This is a genomic window from Halopiger djelfimassiliensis (genome assembly GCF_000455365.1).
Taxonomy (GTDB): domain Archaea; phylum Halobacteriota; class Halobacteria; order Halobacteriales; family Natrialbaceae; genus Halopiger_B; species Halopiger_B djelfimassiliensis.
Window position 1 is genome coordinate 735,641 of record NZ_HG315685.1, and the last position, 20,006, is coordinate 755,646.

Annotated in this window: 20 protein-coding genes; 15 read left to right on the forward strand and 5 right to left on the reverse strand. The window is 65.1% G+C overall.

Translation table 11 applies throughout. The features are described 5' to 3' along the window. Position 1 precedes the first annotated feature (1 nt). From TX80_RS09490 to TX80_RS09505, 4 genes are all read left to right on the forward strand, one after another. Entirely contained in the window at positions 2–775 is a 774-nt protein-coding gene (locus tag TX80_RS09490; protein ID WP_049922861.1) for an ABC transporter ATP-binding protein, read from the forward strand. Beyond that, positions 772–1,512 carry an ABC transporter ATP-binding protein gene (locus tag TX80_RS09495; protein WP_049922862.1) on the forward strand — a complete coding sequence of 247 codons (741 nt, stop codon included), beginning with the start codon at positions 772–774 and terminating at the stop codon, positions 1,510–1,512. Before TX80_RS09490 ends, TX80_RS09495 begins: the two co-directional genes overlap by 4 nt. Before the next feature lie 173 nt (positions 1,513–1,685). Beyond that, the gene (locus TX80_RS09500) at positions 1,686–1,973 is read left to right on the forward strand and encodes a helix-turn-helix transcriptional regulator (protein ID WP_049922863.1); all 288 of its coding nucleotides are present in this window, start codon (positions 1,686–1,688) and stop codon (positions 1,971–1,973) included. A 313-nt stretch (positions 1,974–2,286) separates the two neighbouring features. Next, entirely contained in the window at positions 2,287–3,102 is an 816-nt protein-coding gene (locus TX80_RS09505; RefSeq protein WP_049922864.1) for a TrmB family transcriptional regulator, read from the forward strand. An 18-nt stretch (positions 3,103–3,120) separates the two neighbouring features. Here TX80_RS09505 and TX80_RS09510 read toward each other — a convergent pair whose 3' ends face one another. Continuing rightward, positions 3,121–3,837, reverse strand: a complete 717-nt coding sequence (locus tag TX80_RS09510) for a helix-turn-helix domain-containing protein (protein ID WP_049922865.1) — start codon at positions 3,835–3,837, stop codon at positions 3,121–3,123. 183 nt (positions 3,838–4,020) lie between these two features. Here TX80_RS09510 and TX80_RS09515 point away from each other — a divergent pair, with 183 nt between their 5' ends. From TX80_RS09515 to TX80_RS09525, 3 genes are all read left to right on the forward strand, one after another. Further along, positions 4,021–4,878: an SDR family oxidoreductase gene (locus TX80_RS09515; RefSeq protein ID WP_049922866.1), complete on the forward strand. Its 858-nt coding sequence runs from the start codon at positions 4,021–4,023 to the stop codon at positions 4,876–4,878. 2 nt (positions 4,879–4,880) lie between these two features. Continuing rightward, entirely contained in the window at positions 4,881–6,908 is a 2,028-nt protein-coding gene (locus tag TX80_RS09520; protein ID WP_049922867.1) for an AMP-binding protein, read from the forward strand. Positions 6,909–7,012: 104 nt separating this feature from the next. Further along, positions 7,013–7,984: a deoxyhypusine synthase gene (locus TX80_RS09525; RefSeq protein ID WP_049922868.1), complete on the forward strand. Its 972-nt coding sequence runs from the start codon at positions 7,013–7,015 to the stop codon at positions 7,982–7,984. A 113-nt stretch (positions 7,985–8,097) separates the two neighbouring features. On the opposite strand, the gene TX80_RS09530 is transcribed toward TX80_RS09525, so the two are convergent. Then, positions 8,098–9,420, reverse strand: a complete 1,323-nt coding sequence (locus tag TX80_RS09530; protein ID WP_049922869.1) for a dicarboxylate/amino acid:cation symporter — start codon at positions 9,418–9,420, stop codon at positions 8,098–8,100. Positions 9,421–9,813: 393 nt separating this feature from the next. Here TX80_RS09530 and TX80_RS09535 point away from each other — a divergent pair, with 393 nt between their 5' ends. The 3 genes from TX80_RS09535 to TX80_RS09545 all read left to right on the forward strand — a co-directional run bounded on the left by TX80_RS09535 (position 9,814) and on the right by TX80_RS09545 (position 13,988). Beyond that, complete coding sequence (locus TX80_RS09535) at positions 9,814–11,211, forward strand: sodium-dependent transporter (RefSeq protein WP_049922870.1); 1,398 nt, start codon at positions 9,814–9,816, stop codon at positions 11,209–11,211. Between the two features lie 202 nt (positions 11,212–11,413). Beyond that, positions 11,414–12,907, forward strand: a complete 1,494-nt coding sequence (gene gatB / locus TX80_RS09540) for an Asp-tRNA(Asn)/Glu-tRNA(Gln) amidotransferase subunit GatB (protein ID WP_049922871.1) — start codon at positions 11,414–11,416, stop codon at positions 12,905–12,907. 91 nt (positions 12,908–12,998) lie between these two features. Beyond that, positions 12,999–13,988 carry an MBL fold metallo-hydrolase gene (locus TX80_RS09545; RefSeq protein WP_049922872.1) on the forward strand — a complete coding sequence of 330 codons (990 nt, stop codon included), beginning with the start codon at positions 12,999–13,001 and terminating at the stop codon, positions 13,986–13,988. A 4-nt stretch (positions 13,989–13,992) separates the two neighbouring features. Here TX80_RS09545 and TX80_RS09550 read toward each other — a convergent pair whose 3' ends face one another. After that, positions 13,993–14,790 (reverse strand): N-acyl homoserine lactonase family protein, encoded by a 798-nt coding sequence (locus TX80_RS09550; RefSeq protein WP_049922873.1) that lies wholly within the window; start codon positions 14,788–14,790, stop codon positions 13,993–13,995. Between the two features lie 131 nt (positions 14,791–14,921). On the opposite strand from TX80_RS09550, the gene TX80_RS09555 reads away from it, so the two are divergent. Both TX80_RS09555 and TX80_RS09560 read left to right on the forward strand, forming a co-directional pair. After that, positions 14,922–15,056, forward strand: coding sequence for a hypothetical protein (locus TX80_RS09555; RefSeq protein WP_049922874.1), 135 nt, complete (start codon positions 14,922–14,924; stop codon positions 15,054–15,056). Between the two features lie 47 nt (positions 15,057–15,103). Beyond that, positions 15,104–16,378, forward strand: a complete 1,275-nt coding sequence (locus tag TX80_RS09560) for an NAD(P)/FAD-dependent oxidoreductase (RefSeq protein ID WP_049922875.1) — start codon at positions 15,104–15,106, stop codon at positions 16,376–16,378. Positions 16,379–16,470: 92 nt separating this feature from the next. Here the strand turns inward: TX80_RS09560 and TX80_RS09565 are convergent, their stop codons facing one another. Continuing rightward, positions 16,471–17,202 carry a metallophosphoesterase gene (locus TX80_RS09565; protein WP_049922876.1) on the reverse strand — a complete coding sequence of 244 codons (732 nt, stop codon included), beginning with the start codon at positions 17,200–17,202 and terminating at the stop codon, positions 16,471–16,473. After that, positions 17,199–18,206: an archaeosortase A gene (gene artA, locus TX80_RS09570; protein ID WP_049922877.1), complete on the reverse strand. Its 1,008-nt coding sequence runs from the start codon at positions 18,204–18,206 to the stop codon at positions 17,199–17,201. The genes TX80_RS09565 and artA overlap by 4 nt, the downstream gene beginning before the upstream one ends. Positions 18,207–18,390: 184 nt before the next feature. Between artA and TX80_RS09575 the strand changes: the two genes are divergently transcribed. From TX80_RS09575 to TX80_RS09585, 3 genes are all read left to right on the forward strand, one after another. Beyond that, on the forward strand, positions 18,391–18,627 hold the full coding sequence (locus TX80_RS09575; RefSeq protein WP_049922878.1) for a hypothetical protein: 237 nt from the start codon (positions 18,391–18,393) through the stop codon (positions 18,625–18,627). Between the two features lie 64 nt (positions 18,628–18,691). After that, positions 18,692–19,102 carry a DUF7124 domain-containing protein gene (locus TX80_RS09580; protein WP_049922879.1) on the forward strand — a complete coding sequence of 137 codons (411 nt, stop codon included), beginning with the start codon at positions 18,692–18,694 and terminating at the stop codon, positions 19,100–19,102. A gap of 125 nt (positions 19,103–19,227) precedes the next feature. Beyond that, positions 19,228–19,764: a DUF5815 family protein gene (locus TX80_RS09585; RefSeq protein ID WP_049922880.1), complete on the forward strand. Its 537-nt coding sequence runs from the start codon at positions 19,228–19,230 to the stop codon at positions 19,762–19,764. The last annotated feature ends 242 nt before the right edge of the window (positions 19,765–20,006 follow it).

Consider the following 20,006-nt stretch of genomic DNA (forward strand, 5'->3'; position numbering starts at 1 on the left):
GATGCTCGAAGCACGCAACCTTCGCAAGGAGTTCGGCGAACTCCGCGCCACGGACGACGTATCGCTGCAGTTCGGAACCACCGAGGGAGAGACGGTATTCATCGTGGGGCCGAACGGCGCTGGAAAGACCACGCTCGTCGATCTGTTGACCGGCCTGCTCACGCCCGACCGAGGATCGGTCGTCGTCCACCGGCAAGCCGACGGCGGGATCGTCGAGGAGGACATCACCGACATGGCTCCCGCAGACCGCGTCAGGGCCGGCCTCGTCAGGAGCTTTCAGATCGTCCACGTCTTCGAGGAGATGACCGTCCGGGAGAACGTCCGCATCGCCGTTCTCTCTCGGTACGACAGGACGCTACACATGCGGTCCGTCGACGACGGCCACGAAGACGTCGAACGAACGGTCGACGAACTTCTCGAGCAGTTCCGTCTCGAGGACATCGAGGACGAGGTCGCCGAGACGTTACCCCATGGCGATCGAAAACTGCTCGACGTCGCGATGTCGTTCGGGCTGGCTCCCGAGTACCTGCTGCTCGACGAACCCACGTCGGGCGTCGCCACCCGCGAGAAGGAGTACGTCATCGAGACGATCGCCGAGGCCAGCGAGGCCGACTCGGTAACCACGGTGACGATCGAACACGACATGGATCTGGTCAGGGAGTACGCCGATCGGCTCGTCGTCCTGCACGAAGGGCGAGTCTTCCGGGAGGGCGACCCCGACCTGCTCGAGACCGATGCGGAACTGCGGCGGGTCCTGCTGGGGGTCGACGAATGAGCGCGAGCGATCCCCTGCTCGCGGTTTCGGACCTGTCGGCGGTCGTCGAGGGATTCGAGGTCACACACGGTCTCGACCTCGAGGTCGGACACGGCGAGGCGGTCGCGCTGGTCGGACGCAACGGCGCGGGCAAGACGTCGACGTTCCGCGCGATCATGGGGCTGACACCCGTTACCAGCGGTTCGATCCGGTTCAAGGGGGAGGAACTGCTCGAGATACGGCCCGAACTGATCCCCAGACAGGGAATCGGCTACCAGCCGGAGAACCGGGACCTCTTTACGGGCATGACCGTCGAGGAGAACTTTCGGCTTCCGATCTGGACGGCCGGCGACTCCCGCGGGATCGAGGACGAGGACGCCGTCGTCGCGGACATCTTCGATCTCTTTACCGAACTCGAGGATCGCCGCGACGCCGAGGTCCAGAACCTGAGCGGCGGACAAGGGAAGATGACCGCGATCGGTCGCGCGCTCGCCCTTCGTCCGGAGCTGCTCATCCTCGACGAACCGCTCGAGGGGCTCGCTCCGGTCGTCGTCGAGAACCTCAAACGGTACATCCGCGAGATCATCGACCGGGATATCTCGGTGCTGGTCGCGGAGTCGAACGCGAGTCACGTGCCGGAGCTGGTCGATCGGATGTACGTGATCGAACGCGGCGAGATCGTCGACAGCGGCGATCCCGAGTCGCTCGCGGAAAACGAGGAGATCCAGCTGCTCATGCAGGGTGGTGGAGGTGGGTAACGGTCGGTCCCGAGGCGACCTGCGCGGAGAATCCTATCGATCGGCCGATATTTCTCCGCGCGACACGACAGCCGCTCGAGGGGCCGTCACTCGGTTAATCAAAACAACGGCTGATCGTGAAAATGTGACGTTGTTAAGTAATCGGACCGACTAACTAGATCAACTGGTACCAAATGATTGACAACATATTTGACGCGTTGTCGGACGTCCATCGTCGGCGGTTGTTGATCGACCTGCTCGAGCACAACCCGCAGGACGTCACGGCCCGAGCGAGCGGTTCGCGGGCGGACCGGACGGCGATCCGGATGCAACACGTTCACCTCCCAAAACTGGCCGATTACGGGTATATCGAGTGGGGCGCAGGGAGCGGGACGGTAACGAAAGGTCCCCGATTCGACGAGATCAGACCGGTTCTCGAGTATCTCGATCAGCACCGGGAGAAGTTGCCGGAGCTCGTGTAACGGTACTCGCAGTCGGCCACGTCCGCTGGGACGACATCGTATTCTGGCGACCCAGTCAGCCAGTGGCTTCGCTTGGCTCAGGAAGTGGTAAAGCGGCGTGTCCCGTCGTGGTTGGGCCGTAACGGGACGCGCCACTCCGGCTTTCTTCCCACGGACTCAAATAGTTTGTGTGATTATCTGAGTGAATGCGTTTCGGACGAACGAACGGTTCGCACTGCCAGACGACCCGTCTCATCGATTCGGACGAGACACGAATCCTTTTCCCGCTTCACGTCCGACTAGGCGTGTTCGGATACCGGACTAGTGGTTGGGCATGTCACAAGACGAAACTACCGCGGAAGCGATCAGTCTGCTGCAGGATCTCGGCCTTCAAGAGTACGAAGCCCGATGTTTTATTGCACTTACAAAAATCCACGAAGGAACGGCCAAAGACATTCACGAACTCTCGGACGTTCCGCGAACCCGAGTCTACGATGCCGTTCGCGTCTTGGAATCGCAGGGGCTGGTGGAAGTACAACATTCGACCCCGCAGACGTTTCGGTCCGTCGGAATCGAGGAGGCGACGCAGACGCTCCACCAGAAGTACGACAACCGGATCGAGACGCTTCAGACCTACCTCGAGAACACCGACTACCGCGATTCCGGTGCGGACGACGAGCAACTTCAGGAAGTGTGGTCGCTGAACGGCCACGAGGCGATCGAGTCCCGGACGCTCCAGCTCGTCGACGAGGCGGAGTTCGAGATCGGATTGCTGGTCGTCGACGAGGGGATTCTCTCCGACGCGCTGTTCGACGGTCTTCACGAGGCACAGGAGCGTGAGGTTTCGATCCTCCTCGGCGGACAGTCCGAGACGATCACCGCGCGGCTCGAGGCGGAACTCCCGATGTCTCGGGTCTTCGAGACCGAACTCGACTGGCTCACCGGGCAGTCGTCCGACACCGAGGTTGCGATCAGCCGGATCGTGCTCGTCGATCGTGAAGCGCTCCTGATCGGCTCCTACTATCCCGACGCCGACGGGACCCAGAACGAACAGGCGATCTTCGCCAGCGGACTCAGGAACGGCGTCGTCGTCCTTCTCCGCCGGCTGCTGTCGACGGGGCTCGCTGCCGATCGGGATCCACAGGCGTAATCGGAGGCTGTTGCGGCCCTAGATCGCGTCACCCTCGTTTAACCCCTTCAGCGCCGTCAGCGCTGCCTTCAGGACCTTTCGCTCGCTCCGACGCAGGGTCATCGAGACGGCCGTTTTGGAGACGTCGAAGTGGTCGGCCAGTTCCTCGAGCGTCGTCTCGCGGGGCGTTTCGTAGTACCCCTTGTGGGAGGCGACCTCGAACGTCTCCCGTTCGGTTTCGGTCAGGGAGCGACAGCCCTCGAGCAGTGACATCGCGCTCCCGGAGTTTTCGAGGAGATCGAACAACGCCGTCGGACCGAACTGGTCGCGTCCGTCGACGTTGTAGTCGTTGTGCCGCTCGAGTTCGGCGAGCGCGCGGTCCTCGTCGTCGTCGTCGTCGAATCCGACGTGCCACCGTTCCCGGCCGTCCTCGATCCGGAACGGGCCGGTGATGTAGCCGTCGTTTCCCTGAATCGTCTGCATCGCGTTCGTCTGCTCGATCGTCGTGCCGATCTGGGCGACGTTCTCCCGCTTGGAGAGGATGTAACACTCGTTCATGTTCGGATGGTCCCGAAGCGCGTGGAGTCCGTCCTCCAGCGCGCCGATCGACTCTCCGTTCGCGATGAGACGCGTCTCGAGTTGCTCGTCGCCGGTATCGAGTTGCCACTGGACGGCCGAGAACGCGATATCGACGTCGTCGGTCGTATCGATAAACGGGCAGTCGTACTGCCGCATGTCGATATCGAGGTCGATCATTGCCTGTTAGGTGGGGACACACACGGTATTAATTGTTCACATTATACGACCGACGTGAATGTTCACCGAAGTCCACTGTGAATCCGTTCTGGCCGCTCTACCGGCAGTTTCGAGACAGCCACCCGCGCCGAGCTTGATATGTTAACGTCCGTGTTTTAGCGTGTTCTCCCGGATGCTGTGAGTATGTCCGAGGAACACGTAACACCACCGTCGGTAACGCGTGACGAAATCCACACGTTCGACGACGATTCCTTTACCGGCCGGAACGTCTGTCTCGTGACGGGTGCCGGATCCGGTATCGGCCGGGCGACGGCGCTTGCCGCCGCTGGCAACGGGCTTACCGTCGCGGCAACTGACATCGACGAGGACGGACTTACGGGGACGGTCGACCGCGGCGAGGACCTCGACCTCGAGGGGGAGATCGAGTCGGTTCCCGGCGATCTCACGGCCGACGACGATCTCGAGCGGATCGTCGACGAGGCCGCGGAGCTGGGGGATGTCAAGTACCTCGCGAACATCGCGGGGATGCAACACATCGACTCGATCGAGGACTTTCCGATGGACACGTACGATACCATGCATCGGATCATGCTCCGCGCGCCGCTGTACCTCTCGAAGCTGTGCATTCCACACTTCCGCGAGACCGAGGACGGGGAGGGCTGTGTCGGCAACATGGGCTCGGTTCACGGCCACTACGTCACGAGCGACAAAGTCGCCTACAACGTCTCGAAGTTCGGTCTGCGCGGACTCACTCAGTCGATCGCGGCGGAGGGTGAGGGAAAGATCCGCTCGTTCTCAGTCAGCACCGGCTACGTGAAGACGCCGCTGGTGACCGATCAACTCGAGGACACCGCCGAGCAACGCGGCATCAGCGTCGACGAGGTGATCGAGGACGTCATGCTCGGCCAGTCCCGCGTCAAAGAGATGATGGAACCGGTCGACGTCGCCAACCTCTTCCTGCTCGGGTTCTCGGATCTGGGTCGGCACCTCGACGGCGGCGACCTGTTGTTTGATGGTGGTATGACTCTTACCTACGAGTGACTATGTCCGAGAACACGACCGAGCCGAGCCTCGAGGACGTCGACGAGATCGTCCACGAACCGGACTCGGAGTTCGTCGAATCGACGAACGTCGCCGCGTTCATGCGGGAGTACGGCATCGACGACTACGATGACCTCATCGAGCGAACGACGACCGACCTCGAGGGCGTCGAGCAGTCAGGCGTCGACTGGTTCTGGGACGAACTCGTCGACTACCTCGACATCGAGTTCTACGAGGAGTACGACGAGATCCGAGACGACAGCGAGGGACCGCAGTTCACCGACTGGTATCCCGGCGGCGAACTCAACGTCGCCCACAACGTCGTCGACCGCCACGCCGCCGTCGACGACGAGCGCCGGAACAAGGTCGCGACCATCTGGGAGGGTGAAGACGGCGAGATCCGCGAGGTAACCTATCACGAACTCCGCCGGCAGTCGAACAAGGTCGCCAACGCCCTCGAGCAACGCGGTATCGGGACGGGCGATACGGTCGGGCTCTACATGCCGATGGTGCCCGAGGTCGTCTCGATCCTCTATGGCTGTTTCAAGGTCGGCGCGATCGCCGTGCCGATCTTCTCGGGGTTCGGCGTCGACGCGGCCGCGACCCGGATCGCGGATTCGGAGTGTTCGGTGCTGTTCACGGGCGACGGGTTCTACCGCCGCGGCGATCCGGTCTTTCTCAAGTCCGCGGCCGACGAGGCGATCGAGGAAGCGGGGTACGTCGAGCACACGATCGTCTTCGACCGACTCGGAGCCAGCGATCCGAAAAACGAACACGAGATCCCCTGGACCGACGATCGCGACGAGTGGTGGGCCGAAGCCGTCGGAACGCGTGACGACGAGTACGAGACGAAATCCCTGCCGAGCGATCAGGAGTCGATGTTGCTGTACTCGTCGGGGACGACGGGCAAACCGAAGGGGATCGTCCACACCCACGCGGGCGTGCAAGTCCAGTGTGCAAAGGAGGTCCACTTCGGGATGGATCTCAAACCCGCGGACCGGTTTTTCTGGGTCAGCGACATCGGCTGGATGATGGGGCCGTGGACGCTCATCGGGACCCACACGTTCGGCGGGACGGTCTTCATGTACGAGGGCGCGCCCGACCACCCCGAACCCGACCGGTTCTGGGAGATGATCGACCGCCACAAACTCACCCAGTTCGGCATCTCGCCGACCGCGATTCGCGCCCTGCGAAAACACGGCGACGAGTGGCTCGAGGGTCACGACCTCTCCTCGCTGCGCATCCTCGGCTCGACGGGCGAACCGTGGGACCCCGAAAGCTGGCGGTGGTTCTACGAGCACGTCGGCAACGGCGAGTGCCCGATCATCAACATCTCCGGCGGGACCGAGATCTGTGGCTGTTTCCTGATGCCGATGCCGACCGAACCGCTGAAACCCTGTACGCTCGGCGGCCCCGGGCTCGGGATGGACATCGACGTCGTCGACCACGAGGGTAACTCCGTCAAAGCGGACAACGAGCGTGGGTTCCTCGTCGCGCGTGACTCCTGTCCGTCGATGACGAAGTCGCTGTGGTCCGGCGACGAGCGGTACCTCGAGGAGTACTGGTCGACCTTCGACGACATGTGGAACCACGGCGACTGGGCACAGAAGGACGCGGACGGCTTCTGGTTCCTCCATGGCCGGGCCGACGACGCGCTCAACGTCGCCGGGCGAAAGGTCGGCCCGGCCGAAGTCGAAGGGGCGCTCATCGACCACGAGGCGGTCAATCAGGCCGCCGCCGTCGGCGCGCCCGACGAAACCACCGGCACGGCCGTCGTCACCTACGTCATCCTCGAGGACGAGTACGAGGAATCCGACGAGTTGCGCGAGGAGTTGCGCGCACAGGTCGGCGAGGAACTGGGCAAGCCGTTCCGCCCGCGCGAAGTCCTGTTCGTCGACGAGTTCCCCAAAACCCAGTCGGGCAAGATCATCCGGCGAGCCATCGAGGCCGCCTACACCGGCGAGGACCTCGGGGACATGAGCAGCATCGAGAACCCCGAGGCGCTCGAGGAACTCGAAGCGGCAAGATAACGCCACTGACGGGACGATGCTCCCGGTTTCGGGAGCCCAAGCCATTCCCTCTCATGCTGCGATCGATCTCGATTCATTCAAAGCGTTGATCGAGTAGTACGGGTATGACCGACGACGAGTCCCGCGAGCACGTCGTACCGGGCAGCGAGGAAGAGCTATCGACGGCGGACGTCCGCGGCTACGATTTCCGCGGCGAGTTCGACTTTCGGGACCTGCTCGAGTCCTACGAGACGACCGGCTTCCAGGCGACCCAGCTTGCGGAGGCGATCGACATCGCAGAGCGGATGCAAGCGGAAGACGCGACGATCTATCTGACCTGCACCTCGAACATTATCTCCTCGGGGCTGCGCGAGGTCGTCGCCGCGCTCGTCCGCGAGGGGTACGTCGACGTGTTGATCACCACCTCCGGGTCGCTCACCGAGGACGTCATCAAGACGGCCAAGCCGTTCAAAATGGGCGAGTGGGACGCCGACGAAGCCGCCCTCCGCGAGCGCGGAATCAATCGTCTCGGCAACATCTTCGTTCCCTCCGATCGCTACGTCTGGCTCGAGGAGTACCTCTATGACTTCTTCGATGACTTCTTCGCCGAAGAGAAAATCAGGACGCCGACGGCCTTCGCTCGCGAACTCGGCGAGACGCTCGACGACGAGGATTCGGTCCTGAAACAGGCCGCGGACAACGACGTTCCCGTCTACTGTCCGGCGTTGACCGACGCCGAAGTCGGGAACTTCCTGTACTACTACCGGCAGGGGTACGACTCGGAGGTCGGCATCGAGATCTTAGACGACTACGATTCGCTGATCGAAGACGGCATGCTGGCCGAGACGACTGGCCTCATTGCGCTCGGCGGCGGCGTGCCGAAACACCACGCGATCATGACGAACCTGTTCCGCGGCGGGGCCGACTACGTCGTCTACATCTCGACGGGCATGGAGGGTGACGGCTCGCTGTCGGGTGCACCGCCGAACGAGGCCGTCTCGTGGGGGAAGATCAAGGACGCCGAGAAGAATTACACCCAGATCGAAGCCGAAGCGACGCTCGTCTTCCCGCTGCTCGTCGCTGCTGCGTTCGACTAGGACTCGAGCCCACGGAAGATCGTCCCGGGAACGTGTCTCTCTCGACCTGCCAGCAACGGGTCGACGGGCAGCGTCACGGTCGACTGGATCTTCGACCGACGATCGCCGGCGGGTCAGTCATCGCCCGTTGCGGTGTCACCCATCTCGAGCCCTCGGGTCGGATCGACCCACGAGCCACCACCGAAGTCGATCGCATCGTTCCAGTGGGCGACGACCGTGGTGACGGCCAGATCGCCGGTCACGTTCGTCATCGTCCGGAGCCGGTCGAGGATCGGATCGACGCCCGCGACGAACCCGACCACTTCCAGCGGGAGGCCGAGCTGGGTCAACACCAGCGTCAGCATGATCAGGCCGGTCCCGGGAACCCCGCCGGCCCCGATGCTCGCGAGCACGGCGATGAGGACGACCGTCACCTGCTCGACGATGGTTAGCTGTACGCCGACGAGGTTCGCGGCGAAGACGGCCACGACGCCCTGATACATCGCCGTCCCGTCCATGTTGATCGTCGCGCCAAGCGGGAGGGAAAAGCCGTAGACGCTCTCGTCGATCCGGAGGTTCTCCTCGGCGTTGGCCATCGTCACCGGGAGCGTTCCGCTCGAGGAGCGGATCGAAAGGGCAGTTACGATCGCGTCCTTCGAACCCGCGAGGAACGCGACCGGGGACTGCCGTGTGAGCGCGATGATCAGCCCGCCGAGGTAGACGATCCCGATGTGGAGCAGGATGGCGGCGAGCAGGGTCGCGATCAACAGCGCGAACGGGACGATCGCGTCGATACCCGCTTCGCCGAAGACGGCGGCCATGAGCGCGAAGACGCCGATGACGCCGTACTCCATGATCCCCCAGACGAGTTTGAACAGCGCCTCGGTGCCCGCCTCGACGATGTTGAAGATCGACTCGACGCCCGAACGGACCGCCTCGTCGTCGGTGGTCTCCTCGAGCATCAGGAGCGCGAGTCCGAAGACGATGACGAAGAAGATCGTCGCGAGGACGTCGCCCTCGGCCATCGCACCGATCGGGTTCTCCGGGACGATCCCGACGATGACCTCCACGAAGTCGGGCGTATCGGCCGGATCGAACTCTACGTCCTCGGCCAGGGTCAGGCCCGTCCCCGGGTTCACGAGGTTTGCGACCGCCAGCCCGATGAACACCGCGATCGCGGACATCACGGCGTACAGCGCGATCACCTCGCCGCCGATCCGCCCCAGCTGCGCCGGCGAGATCCGCCTGATCCCCATCAACAGCGTGAAGACGACGATCGGAATGACGATCATGCTCAGCAGCCGGACGAAGATGTCGCCCAGCGGCTCGAGTACCGTAACGGGTTCGCCGACGACCAGCCCGACGACGGAGCCGAGGATAAACGCCGCACCGATCCGGTACACGATCGGGACCGACCGATATTGCTTCCAGTACGACTTTGCGTTGGATGGTAACATACACCGAATCAACTATGCGTTCGACAGCGGCGGTCAAAAAGCCGGGAGACCGTTGACGAAATGCCGCCGGCTCGCCGCGTCGTAACGGTATACTTCGGCGCATAATGCCGTTCTTCTCGGTCGTAACGTCGTCGTACCGTGTTGTGGACCGAACCGGACCCTCGAGTGTGTCGATCTCACTCGAGCCGGCCCTCGAGTTCGTCGACCGCCGCCTCGTCCCGGCCGACAACGGGCGCTCCCGCGTTCGAACGCGAAGGGCGGCGATACGTCGAAGACGATCCCATCGAAGGTTCTCGAAGGCGAGTCGGGAGCCAACTGACGATTTCTCGAGGGGAACGGAGCGCCGAATCAACACCGACTTATCACAACGTCATCGAACAGAATTGTACATAAATGACTACTCGTGAAACATGGGTATCGAACGTCGGGTTCGTTCTCGCCGCGATCGGTAGTGCAGCCGGTCTCGGGAACATCTGGCGGTTCCCGTGGCTGACCGCCGGCAACGGTGGCAGCGCGTTCCTCCTCGTGTACTCGCTCATCGTCATCGGCGTCGGCGTTCCGGGACTGCTCGCCGAGTTCGTCCTCGGCCGCCGCGGCCGCCAGACCCCCATCGGGACGTTTCGCTCGCTTCTCACCTCTCGCTGGGGATCGGCCCTTGGCACGTTCAACGTCATCACGGCGCTCGTGATCCTCTCGTTTTACTCGGTGGTCGGCGGATGGATCCTCCGCTACATGCTGGCCTCGCCGACCGGAGCGTACTTCGGGCAGCCACAGCAGTACTTCGGAACGATCAGCTACGGCCTTCAGGCAGTGGCCTTTCACCTGCTCTTTCTCGGTATCGTCGCCACGATCGTCGGCTTCGGCGTCAGCCGTGGCATCGAGCGCGCCTCGAAAGTAATGCTTCCGGCGGTCGTGATCCTTCTGGGCTGTCTCGCGGTGTGGACGGCCACACAGCCGAACACCGCCGCCGGCTACGCGTTCTATCTCAGCTTCGACGCCGACTACCTCGCTGCCAACTTCTCGAGCGTTCTCGGACCGGCGGCGGGGCAGGCGCTGTTTACCCTCTCGCTGGGTACCGGAGCGATGCTGACCTACGCCTCCTATCTCGACGAGGACGTCTCGCTCCCGCGGGACACGCTCGTCATCGCGGTCTCGAACGTGTTTATCGGCGTCCTCGCCGGACTGGTCGTCATCCCGCTGTTGTTCTCTCAGGGTATCGACCCCGGTCAGGGCGGCCCGGGTGCGCTGTTCGTCTCGCTCGCGCCGGCGTTCGCGTCGCTGCCGGGGGGAACCGCCGTCGCCACGGCCTTCTTCGCCACCGTCCTGATGGCCGCGGTGACCAGCGGGATCAATCTGCTCGAAACGCTGGTCGCGACGCTCATCGACCGGTTCGACGTCCCACGACGCAGGGCGACGGTGCTGGTCTCGGTTCTGCTCGCGGTGACCGGGAGCGGGCTGGCGCTTGCGGGGCCGATCTTCGAGTTCGTCTCCGGCACGCTCGCGGATCTGCTGTTGACGGTCGGCCTCTTCGCGTTCGTCGCGATCGTCGGCTGGCTGCTACGTGGGGAGGCACTCGCTGAGTTTCGCGCTGGCACCGGCCGGTTCGCCGCGCTGGCCGAGCCGTGGCTGCTGACGGTCAGTTGGGTGTTGCCCGTCGTCGTCCTGTTTACGCTGGCGACCACGCTCGTATCGCTTGCCGGCGTGTCACTGGGGATCGGCGGCCGAGCGGTCGTCGCCGTCGTCGCCGCCGTCGGGTGTCGGCTGGCCGTCGCAGCCGGGACCGGCGAGTGAGGACAACGGGGCCGTCTCCGACGCATCCGCTCCGTCGCAGTTCGGATTCCCGCCACCTCGCCGTCCTCGTCGCGGCCCAGCGTCCGACGGCCACGCGGGAGGGTCCGCTCCGTTGCCCTCCACCGAGGGAAACGATCGTTCGACTGCGACCGACGGCTCCGTCCCGTTACGTTTTACCCCACCCAGCCCGAATCGAGGTCCAATGACTGCCCAGACCGTCCAGCAGGGCGACCTCGTGACCGTCATCGGCCTCGAGGTCCACGTCCAGCTGGAGACCGACACGAAGATCTTCTGTGGCTGTTCGACCGCGCCGACCGACGAGCCAAACGACCACGTCTGCCCGGTCTGTCTCGGCCTCCCGGGGGCGCTGCCGATCCTCAACGAGGCCGCCGTCGAGGCCGCGGTCAAGATCGGCAAGGCCATCGACGCCGACATCCCCGAGGAAACCCGGTTCCACCGCAAGAACTACTACTACCCCGACCTGCCCAAGAACTTCCAGATCACCCAGTACGACGAGCCGATCTGTCAGGACGGCGACCTCGAGATCTCCGTCGAGGGCGAGCGCCGAACGGTGACGATCGAGCGCGCCCATCTCGAGGAAGACCCCGGCAGCCTCCAGCACGTCGGCGGCGGTGGCGGCATCGATTCTGCCGAATACACCCTCGTCGACTACAACCGCGCCGGCACGCCGCTGATGGAGATCGTCACGGCTCCGGACTTCCGCAGCCCCGACGAGGTCCGGGCGTTCCTCGCCGAACTCGAGGAAGTGCTCGAGTATCTGGGCGTCTTCGACGCCGAACGCGACGGCAGCCTGCGGATCGACGCCAACCTCTCGATCATTCCCGAGGCGGAGATCGACGGCGACACCGACGAGATCGGCCAATCGGCGCTCGAGGCCGCGAACCGAACGGAGGTCAAGAACATCTCGAGTCACAAGGGCGCACAGAAGGCGCTGGCCTACGAGGAGACTCGCCAGAAAAACGCCATCCAGCGCGGCCGCGCGGTCGAACAGGAGACCCGCCACTGGGACGAGTCCCGCGGGATCACCGTCTCGATGCGCTCGAAGGAGGAAGAAAAGGATTACCGGTACTTCGAGGAAGCCGACCTGCCGCCGCTACGGGTCTCCGGCTGGAAGGAGGAGATCTCGATTCCGGAGCTTCCGGCCGCCCGCCGCGAGCGGTTCGAGTCGGAGTACGGGCTGAGCGAGGAGGCCGCCTCCAAGCTCACCTCGACCAAACAGGTCGCCGACTTCTACGAGGACGTCGCCGGCGAATTCGATCCGGACCTCGCGGCGACGTGGGTCGCGGACAACCTGCTGGGCGAACTCAACTACCGCGACATCGACATCACGGAGATCGAAGGCCGTCTCGAGGAAGTGACGCGGCTCGTCGAGCTCGTCGCCGAGGACGAGATCACGGCCAAGAACGCCCGCGAGACCGTCCTGCGATCGATGCTCGACGACGGCCGGACGCCGGACGAGGTCGTCGCCGAGGAAGGCCTCGGCAAGACCGGCGAGGACGAGGTCCAGCAGGCCGTCGTCGAGGCGATCGACGAGAACCCCGGCGCGGTCGAGGACTACCAGTCCGGCGACGACGGCGCGATCAACTTCCTCGTCGGACAGGTCATGCAAAAGACCGGCGGCAGCGCCGACCCCGGCGACGTCAACCAGTTGCTGCGGGCCGAACTCGAGGGGTGATCGCTCCCGCGGGTTCGGGTCCTCGAACGCCTCGAGTCGTCCCGTTCCGCTACCCGGCGAGTTAATAGCGGCCGCCGACTGGGTACCCGATATGGACCGGATCACGCTGGGAAACGACGAGTTCGAGGGGCGAAACAACGCGTACGTGCTCGCCGACGGCGACGACCTCGCGCTCGTCGATACCGGAATCGCGACCGCCGACGTTCGCGACGAGCTTCGAGAGGGGTTGACCGAGCGCGGCTACGAGTTCGCGGACGTCGACGACATCGTTCTCACGCACTTTCACGTCGACCATTCGGGACTCGCGGGCGAGATTCAGGCGGCAAGCGACGCGACTGTCTACGTCCACGGAGCCGACGCGCCGCTCGTCGAGCAGGATGCCGACGCGGTCGACGCCCTCGAGCAGCGCCGCCGCGAGTATCTCGACTCGTGGGGGGTCCCCGACGACGCACAGGCGGAACTGCTGTCGTTTCTCGACGCGACGGCCCACATCGAGGGCGACCCCGCCGACGTGACGCCGATCGAGGACGGGACGACCCTCGAGGTCGGCGGCCGCCGACTCGAGACCGTCCATGCGCCCGGCCACGCGGCGGGGCTGTGCTGTTTCGAGATCGACGGCGGCGACGAAGCGTTCGTCGGTGACGCCATCCTCCCGGTCTACACGCCGAACGTCGGCGGTGCCGACGTCCGGGTCGAGCGCCCGCTCGAGAAGTACCTCACGACGCTCGAGACGATCGCCGAGCGCGACTACGACCGCGTCTGGCCCGGGCACCGCGATCCGATCGACGATCCGACCGGCCGCGCACGAACGATCGCCGACCACCATCGCGACCGCACCGCGAACGTGCTGGCGGTTCTCCGGAACCACGGCCCCGCCGATCCGTGGACGGTCAGCGCGCACCTGTTCGGGGACCTCGAGGGAATCCACATCGTCCACGGGCCGGGCGAGGCCTACGCCCATCTCGATCACCTTCGACACGAGGGAATCGTCGAACGCGAGGGCGACGAGTATCGGCTGCTCGAACCCGAGGCCGACCTCGACGGACTCGCGCCGACGATCGACGCCGGGTGCCGCGGATAACCCCTCAGTCGTGGAGGTACCGCAGTCGCTCGAGGTCCGTCGCGTCGTGGCCGCAGATGACGGTGGCGTCGTGGCGGCGCTCGAGGTCAGCGACCGAGCGCACGCTGTCGATCCACGCCCGCTTGCTCCAGAGCAACCCGCCGCCCATCGGGCGCTCGTTTTCGTAGTTCGCTCGCGTGTACGCCAGATCGCCGACGATGACGACGGTTCCGGCGTCGTCGAGATCGAGTCGCACGCCGAGGAGGCCGGGCGTATGCCCCGGCAGGTGCAGGAGTTCGAGGCCCTCGAACGCGTACTCGCGGTCGCCGTGGACGAGCCGCCAGTTGAGGTCGTGGTCGAAGTCGCCGGCCAGATAGGCGACATCGCCCGCGTCGGTTTTCGCGCTGTAGTAGGCGTGTTTGAGCTCGCGCTCGTGGACGAACACGGGGACGTCGGTGCCCGCGAAGGCGGCGAGTCCGCCGGCGTGGTCGAGGTGGAGGTGGCTCTGGATCACGTAGTCGACGTTCTCGAGGGCGTACCCGGCCGCCTCGAGATCGTCCGCGAGCGGTCGCAGGCCGGTGTGTTCGAAGGCGGCGTACAGCTCCCCGGGCCAGTGGCCCGCGTCGGCCTCGGGGTGGGAGCCGGTATCCCAGAGGATGGTCCCCTCGGGGTGCTCGATGACGAGATTGTAGACCGGGCTGTCGTCCATGACGGTATCCGGGTTCGGCTCGTCCGCCGTCCCGAGAACCGCCCCCTCGAGAACGTTGTTGACGTCGGCGGTGATCGTCCCGCGTTCGATCGGCGTAACGGTCGCGTCGACCATGGCGTGACGTCGCCGAGCCCGCGCTTATAACTACCGTCTGACGTGTTCGTCGTTCGGGGAGCCGTGGGGACCCCCATATCGGCTGGCAATGCCGGCGGTAGCGATACCTATCACCCGGTCGATTCGATAACATGGTCAGGATTTCGACGATCCTCATTCTCGTCGGCATCGGCTTGCTGTTCGTTCCGATTCCGCCGATCGCGACCGCGATCGGGGTACTCGTCATCCTCGCCGGGATCGCCCTCAGGGTGATTGCGGACAGGTGATCACTGTTAGGGCTACCGCTTTCCCCGCACCCACCGAACGAACCCGTATGTCATCGACGCCACGGGTCATCGTCGTCGGCGGCGGACTGGCCGGCCTCGTCGCGACGCGACACCTCGCCGTCGGCGGTGTCGACGCGACGCTCCTCGAGCGCCGCGACACCGTCGGCGGCCGCGTCCGGACGGAAGAGCGGGACGGCTATCGATTCGATCGGGGGTTTCAGGTCCTGTTTACTGCCTACCCCGCGGTGCGGCGGGAACTCGATCTCGAGTCGCTCGAGTTGCGGCGGTTCGCGCCGGGGGCCGTCGTCGCCCGCGAGGGTCGTCGATCGGTACTCGCGGATCCGCGCCGGAACCCGCGTGCGCTGCCGGCGACCCTCTCGAGTCCCGACGTTTCGATCGGCGACGCCGTCCGGCTTGGTCGCCGCTGGCTGGCACTTCGTCGGACCGACCCCGAGACCCTCTTTTCGGGGCCGGACGAGTCGATCGAGCGCTTCCTTCTGGATCGCGGGTTCTCGGAGACGTTCGTCGAGACCGTCGTCGCGCCGTTCTACGGCGGGATCACCCTCGATCGGTCGCTGTCGACCTCCAAGCGGATCTTCGAGTACACCTTCCGGACGCTCGCGGCGGGCGAGACGGCCGTTCCGGCCGCGGGCATGGGTGCGATACCGGCCCACCTCGAAACGCGGGCGCGCGAAGCCGGCGGGACCATCGAAACCGGCGTCGACGTTACCGCCGTCTCGAGCGATGGTCCGGTCGTTACGGCAGACGACGAAGCAATCGAAGCGGACGCGGTCGTCGTCGCGACCGATCCCCCGGCCGCCCGCGAACTGACCGCCGTCGAGTCGATCCCGACCGACGGACGGGCGTGTGTCACGCAGTATTACGAACTGCCGGCGAGGGCGTCCCTCGGGACCGGCCGGCGGCTCCTGCTCAACGCGGTCGACGACGCGGGACCGAACCACGTCGTCCCCCACAGCGCGGTCGCTCCCGAGTACGCTCCCGACGGAACGACGCTGCTCAGCGCGACCTACCTCGGCGATCTCGACGCGAGCGACGCCGAGCTTGCGGCGCGGACGCGACGCTCGCTCGAGTCGTGGTATCCCGAGCGACGGTTCGACGCCCTCGAGGCGGTCCACACCGACCGAATCCCGTTCGCGCAGTTCGACCAGCCGCCGGGAATCCACGAGCGGCTGCCCGACACACGGGAGCCGTCTGGGGCGGTCTATCTCGCCGGCGACTACACCCGGTGGTCGTCGATTCAGGGGGCGATGGCCAGCGGCCGGGACGCGGCGAAAGCGGTGCTCGAGGACCTGTCGGGGTGACTCAGACGGCGACCCGAGATCACTGGACGGATACAAGAAAACGCAGGGACGTCGGCCGTCCTCGAGCAGGTCGAGCGTCGTGTCGGGACCGATCACAACAGTCGCCGACACTCCCCCAGCGGCGGAAACCACAGCGTCTCGCCGCTCGAGTCGTCCCACACCGCCGGGTGGAACGCGTCCGCGTCCTCGACGAGCGGCGACTGGAAATCGCGGGCGCGCATGCCGTTGACCGTCGCGCCGCCCGCGAGTTGCGTAAACGCCGGGAGCATCACCACGTCCGCGCCGTCGTACGCGTTCGGTCCGTAGAGAAAACAGGGGAGTTTGCGCCCCTCGACCGACAGCGCGGGGTGGTCGTGCCCGACGAGGTACCGCGTTGCGTCCGTCGTCGGCGGCTCGTGACCGTGGCAGACGACCGTCTCGCCGTCGGCGAGGCGGTACTCGGCGGCCGTCTCGCCGTCGAACACCGACGACAACATCGTATCGTGGTTCCCCGGAGTAACGACAAGCGACGCGCCGGCCTCGGCGACGACCGACTCCAGCGCGGACAGGTCGTCCTCCAGTCCCCGGGGAACCCGCTGGAACGAGTGTAACAGGTCCCCGGCAACGACGACCGTTTGCGGGTCGGTCTCCCCGAGCAGGGGCTCGAGTCGTCGGCGAACGGCGTCCCCGTCGTCGAGCGGTGCATCGACGTTCGAGGCCGCGGCACGGCCGAGGTGGACGTCGGCGACGACCAGCGCGTCCGCGCCCGGGACGAAGACGGCGCGGTTCCGCGGTGTCACCGGGAGATCGACGGGTGTGGTTTCGTCGTCGGAATCGGCGGTCACTGTTCGCTAGAGCCACCATCCGCCCGCACTTCTTCCTTTCCGAGGGCTTCGAAGAGGTCGTACTCGGTGCCGGTCAGGATAAAGAGGACGTCCTCGAGGGGGGCGAGCACTTCGGGGAGGATTTTGACGACGAGGTAGGTGATCCCGACGAGCGCGACGATCGACAGCGACTGGGCGACGTAGTTGTGCGCGACGAGGAAGGAGACCCGGTTGGCTTCGGCACCCATGTAGGTCGTCATGAACCAGACGAGCCGATCCTGCTGGAACCAGCCCCACGGCGAGGCCAGCCCGATGAAGACGTTGCGCACGAGGTTGAGAAACCAGATGATACCGATCGACAGGGCAAACGCGGTCAGTTTGCGCCGGATCGGGGCCTTCACCGCGGCGATCAGTCCGCCGAAGATGGCCATGCTGCCGATGCCGGTACAGGCGAGGACGATGTAGGTCGTCCGGCCGGTCACTGTTTCGTTCGGATCGAAGGCGAACTTGCTCTCGTAGCCGTTCGAGCCGACCTCGAGTCCGGGGCTGTAGCCCAGCAGCTCCATTCCGTAGTGGGTCTGGGCCGCGGTCGTCTCGATCAGCCACGTGCGGACGAAGGGAATCGTCTCCGCGGGCAGGTAGATCAGCCCCATACAGGCGACGGCTTTCGAGAGCAAAAGCAGCGACTCCCGGCCCCGGTACAGGAGATAGCCGGTGTAAGTACAGAGCGGCAGGGCCGCAAGCGCGAGAAGCGTCTCGATAGGGCTCTGAACGTCGTAGTAGTAGTACGGAACCATCGTCAGCCAGAAGACGCCGAAGACGACCCAGGCGGCCGCGGCGAGATAGCGGGCGGGATCGATAGCGCCCCGCCACTGGAGGACGAGCGCGAGGAAGAACGCCCCGATCGCGATCCACGCCAGCGCGTCCGTCGACCGCATACCGAGGACCGTAGGGGCGAGCAACGCGTCTGCGGACTCGAGGCCGACGGCGGAACCGACCCCGGCCGTGGCGAGTGCGGACGGCATAGTCAGGCTAAGCCGAAGGACTCTCGCGCTATCAACTTGACGCCTCGGCCGCGCTCGTGTTTGGTCCGGAAAACCGGGCCAACACGTGGCTCCACACCGCCGGAAAACGACGGCTCCTCCGTCCGTCGCCGCGAGCGACCGACGAAACGTTTAAGTAAATATGTGGCTAGTGATACCAACACACATGGGTTCCAGTGAACTGTCCGCAAACGAGGGACTGAGACAGCCGCTGACGCTGCGACGCGTCGAGTCGGTCGAGCCGACCGCGAGCGTTCGTCACGTCGATCAACTCGAGACGGACACACTGGAGGAGTTTTACGCCGTCGTCGAAGCGGAGCGATCGGTCCTGTCCCCCGGAACCGACCTCGAGGCGGGGGACGTGATCGTCTTCACCGAGTACTACCGGGTCGATCGCGTCTAGGCCGGGTTCCCGCCGTGTCGGATGTATCGAAGCCGTTTTCCCCGGTGCACGTCTTCGATGCAGTATGAACGGCGGTAGCGACATGACCCTGGCGTTCGAACTCGAGGCGCTGAAAGAACTCGCCTCCCCAGAGAGCGTCTTCGAAGACGCCAGAGGATGGTCCGAGTACATCGGCGTCATCTCCGAGAAACCGACCTACGTCGTAACGAACTTCACGCGCAAGAACCGCATTCGGCAGGACTTCTTCTCGGGTCCGCGGGGCAAAGCCGAGAGCCTCGAAGGCGTCAAAGACCAGTTCGATACCGAACGGTACGTCTTCATCGGCGCCGACGACGAGGACGAACAGCTCGCCGACGAGGTCGACTGGGAGTACCTCCCGGTCGAGGAGGCCGCCGACGCGGCCGACTGGGTGCTGGCGACCACCGTCGAGTCCGAGGACGACGACGCCGAACCGGTCCGCGACGACTGGCCCTGAGCCGACAGCCGACGGTTTTGCGGTCGGGCACGGGGCGCTCGTGTCTCCGTCCCGAGCGTTGATCGAGAGCGACGACGAGCCCGCAAGTCGTCGCCCTTATGCCCGCGCCGACCGAACCCCGACCAATGGCAGCGCCCCGCGTGCCGGGTTCCGGCGACGAACGGCGTCTCGAGCTCCCCTGTGGGGAGACGCTCGATCCTCACGAGATCGATCTGGGGATGCGCGAGTACACCTGTGCCTGTGGCACACGCCACGCCGTCGTCACCGACGTCCACCCGCCGTCGCGGTTTTTCCCCGAATCGCTCGTGGCGGTGCTCCGGGAGACCATCGATACCGACGACGAGTTCGAGGAGTTCGGTACGCCACACCTCATGGGCGTCGTCCTCGAGGAGTTCCCCGACCGGGTCGTCGCCTTCGACGCGAGCGACGACGGGGCGGTCGGCTACACGCTGGTGTGGGTCACCGACTTCGACGCCCGACGGCTCCACGAAATCGTCGTCGAACTCGTCGTCGAACTGATGGAACACGCGATCAGCCACGCCGACGACGACGATGCCGTAAGCGAGTTCGAGACACAGATGCTCGAGTTCGACGTCTCCGAGTTCGTCGAGCAGTACCGGCGCCAGCGGGACTTCGAGAGCGAGCACGACCGCCCAGTATAGCTCTCCACGGCGGCTTTTCCGCGGCTTTCACGGCTGCTACTCTCGCTCGAGAGCGGTCCCGGCACCGAGCGGAGAACACACGGTAACGGGAGATACCGGGGGTCCGTGCCATGAGAGCGTCCTCGGTGAGAGTCCTCGGGTCGTCGTTCCTAGACATACGTACGGGCGCGAGCCGTCGGCTTCGACCGGTCCAGCAGCGGATGCGGTGTGGCGATTTGATCAGGGCGTGAGTGTCAACGCCG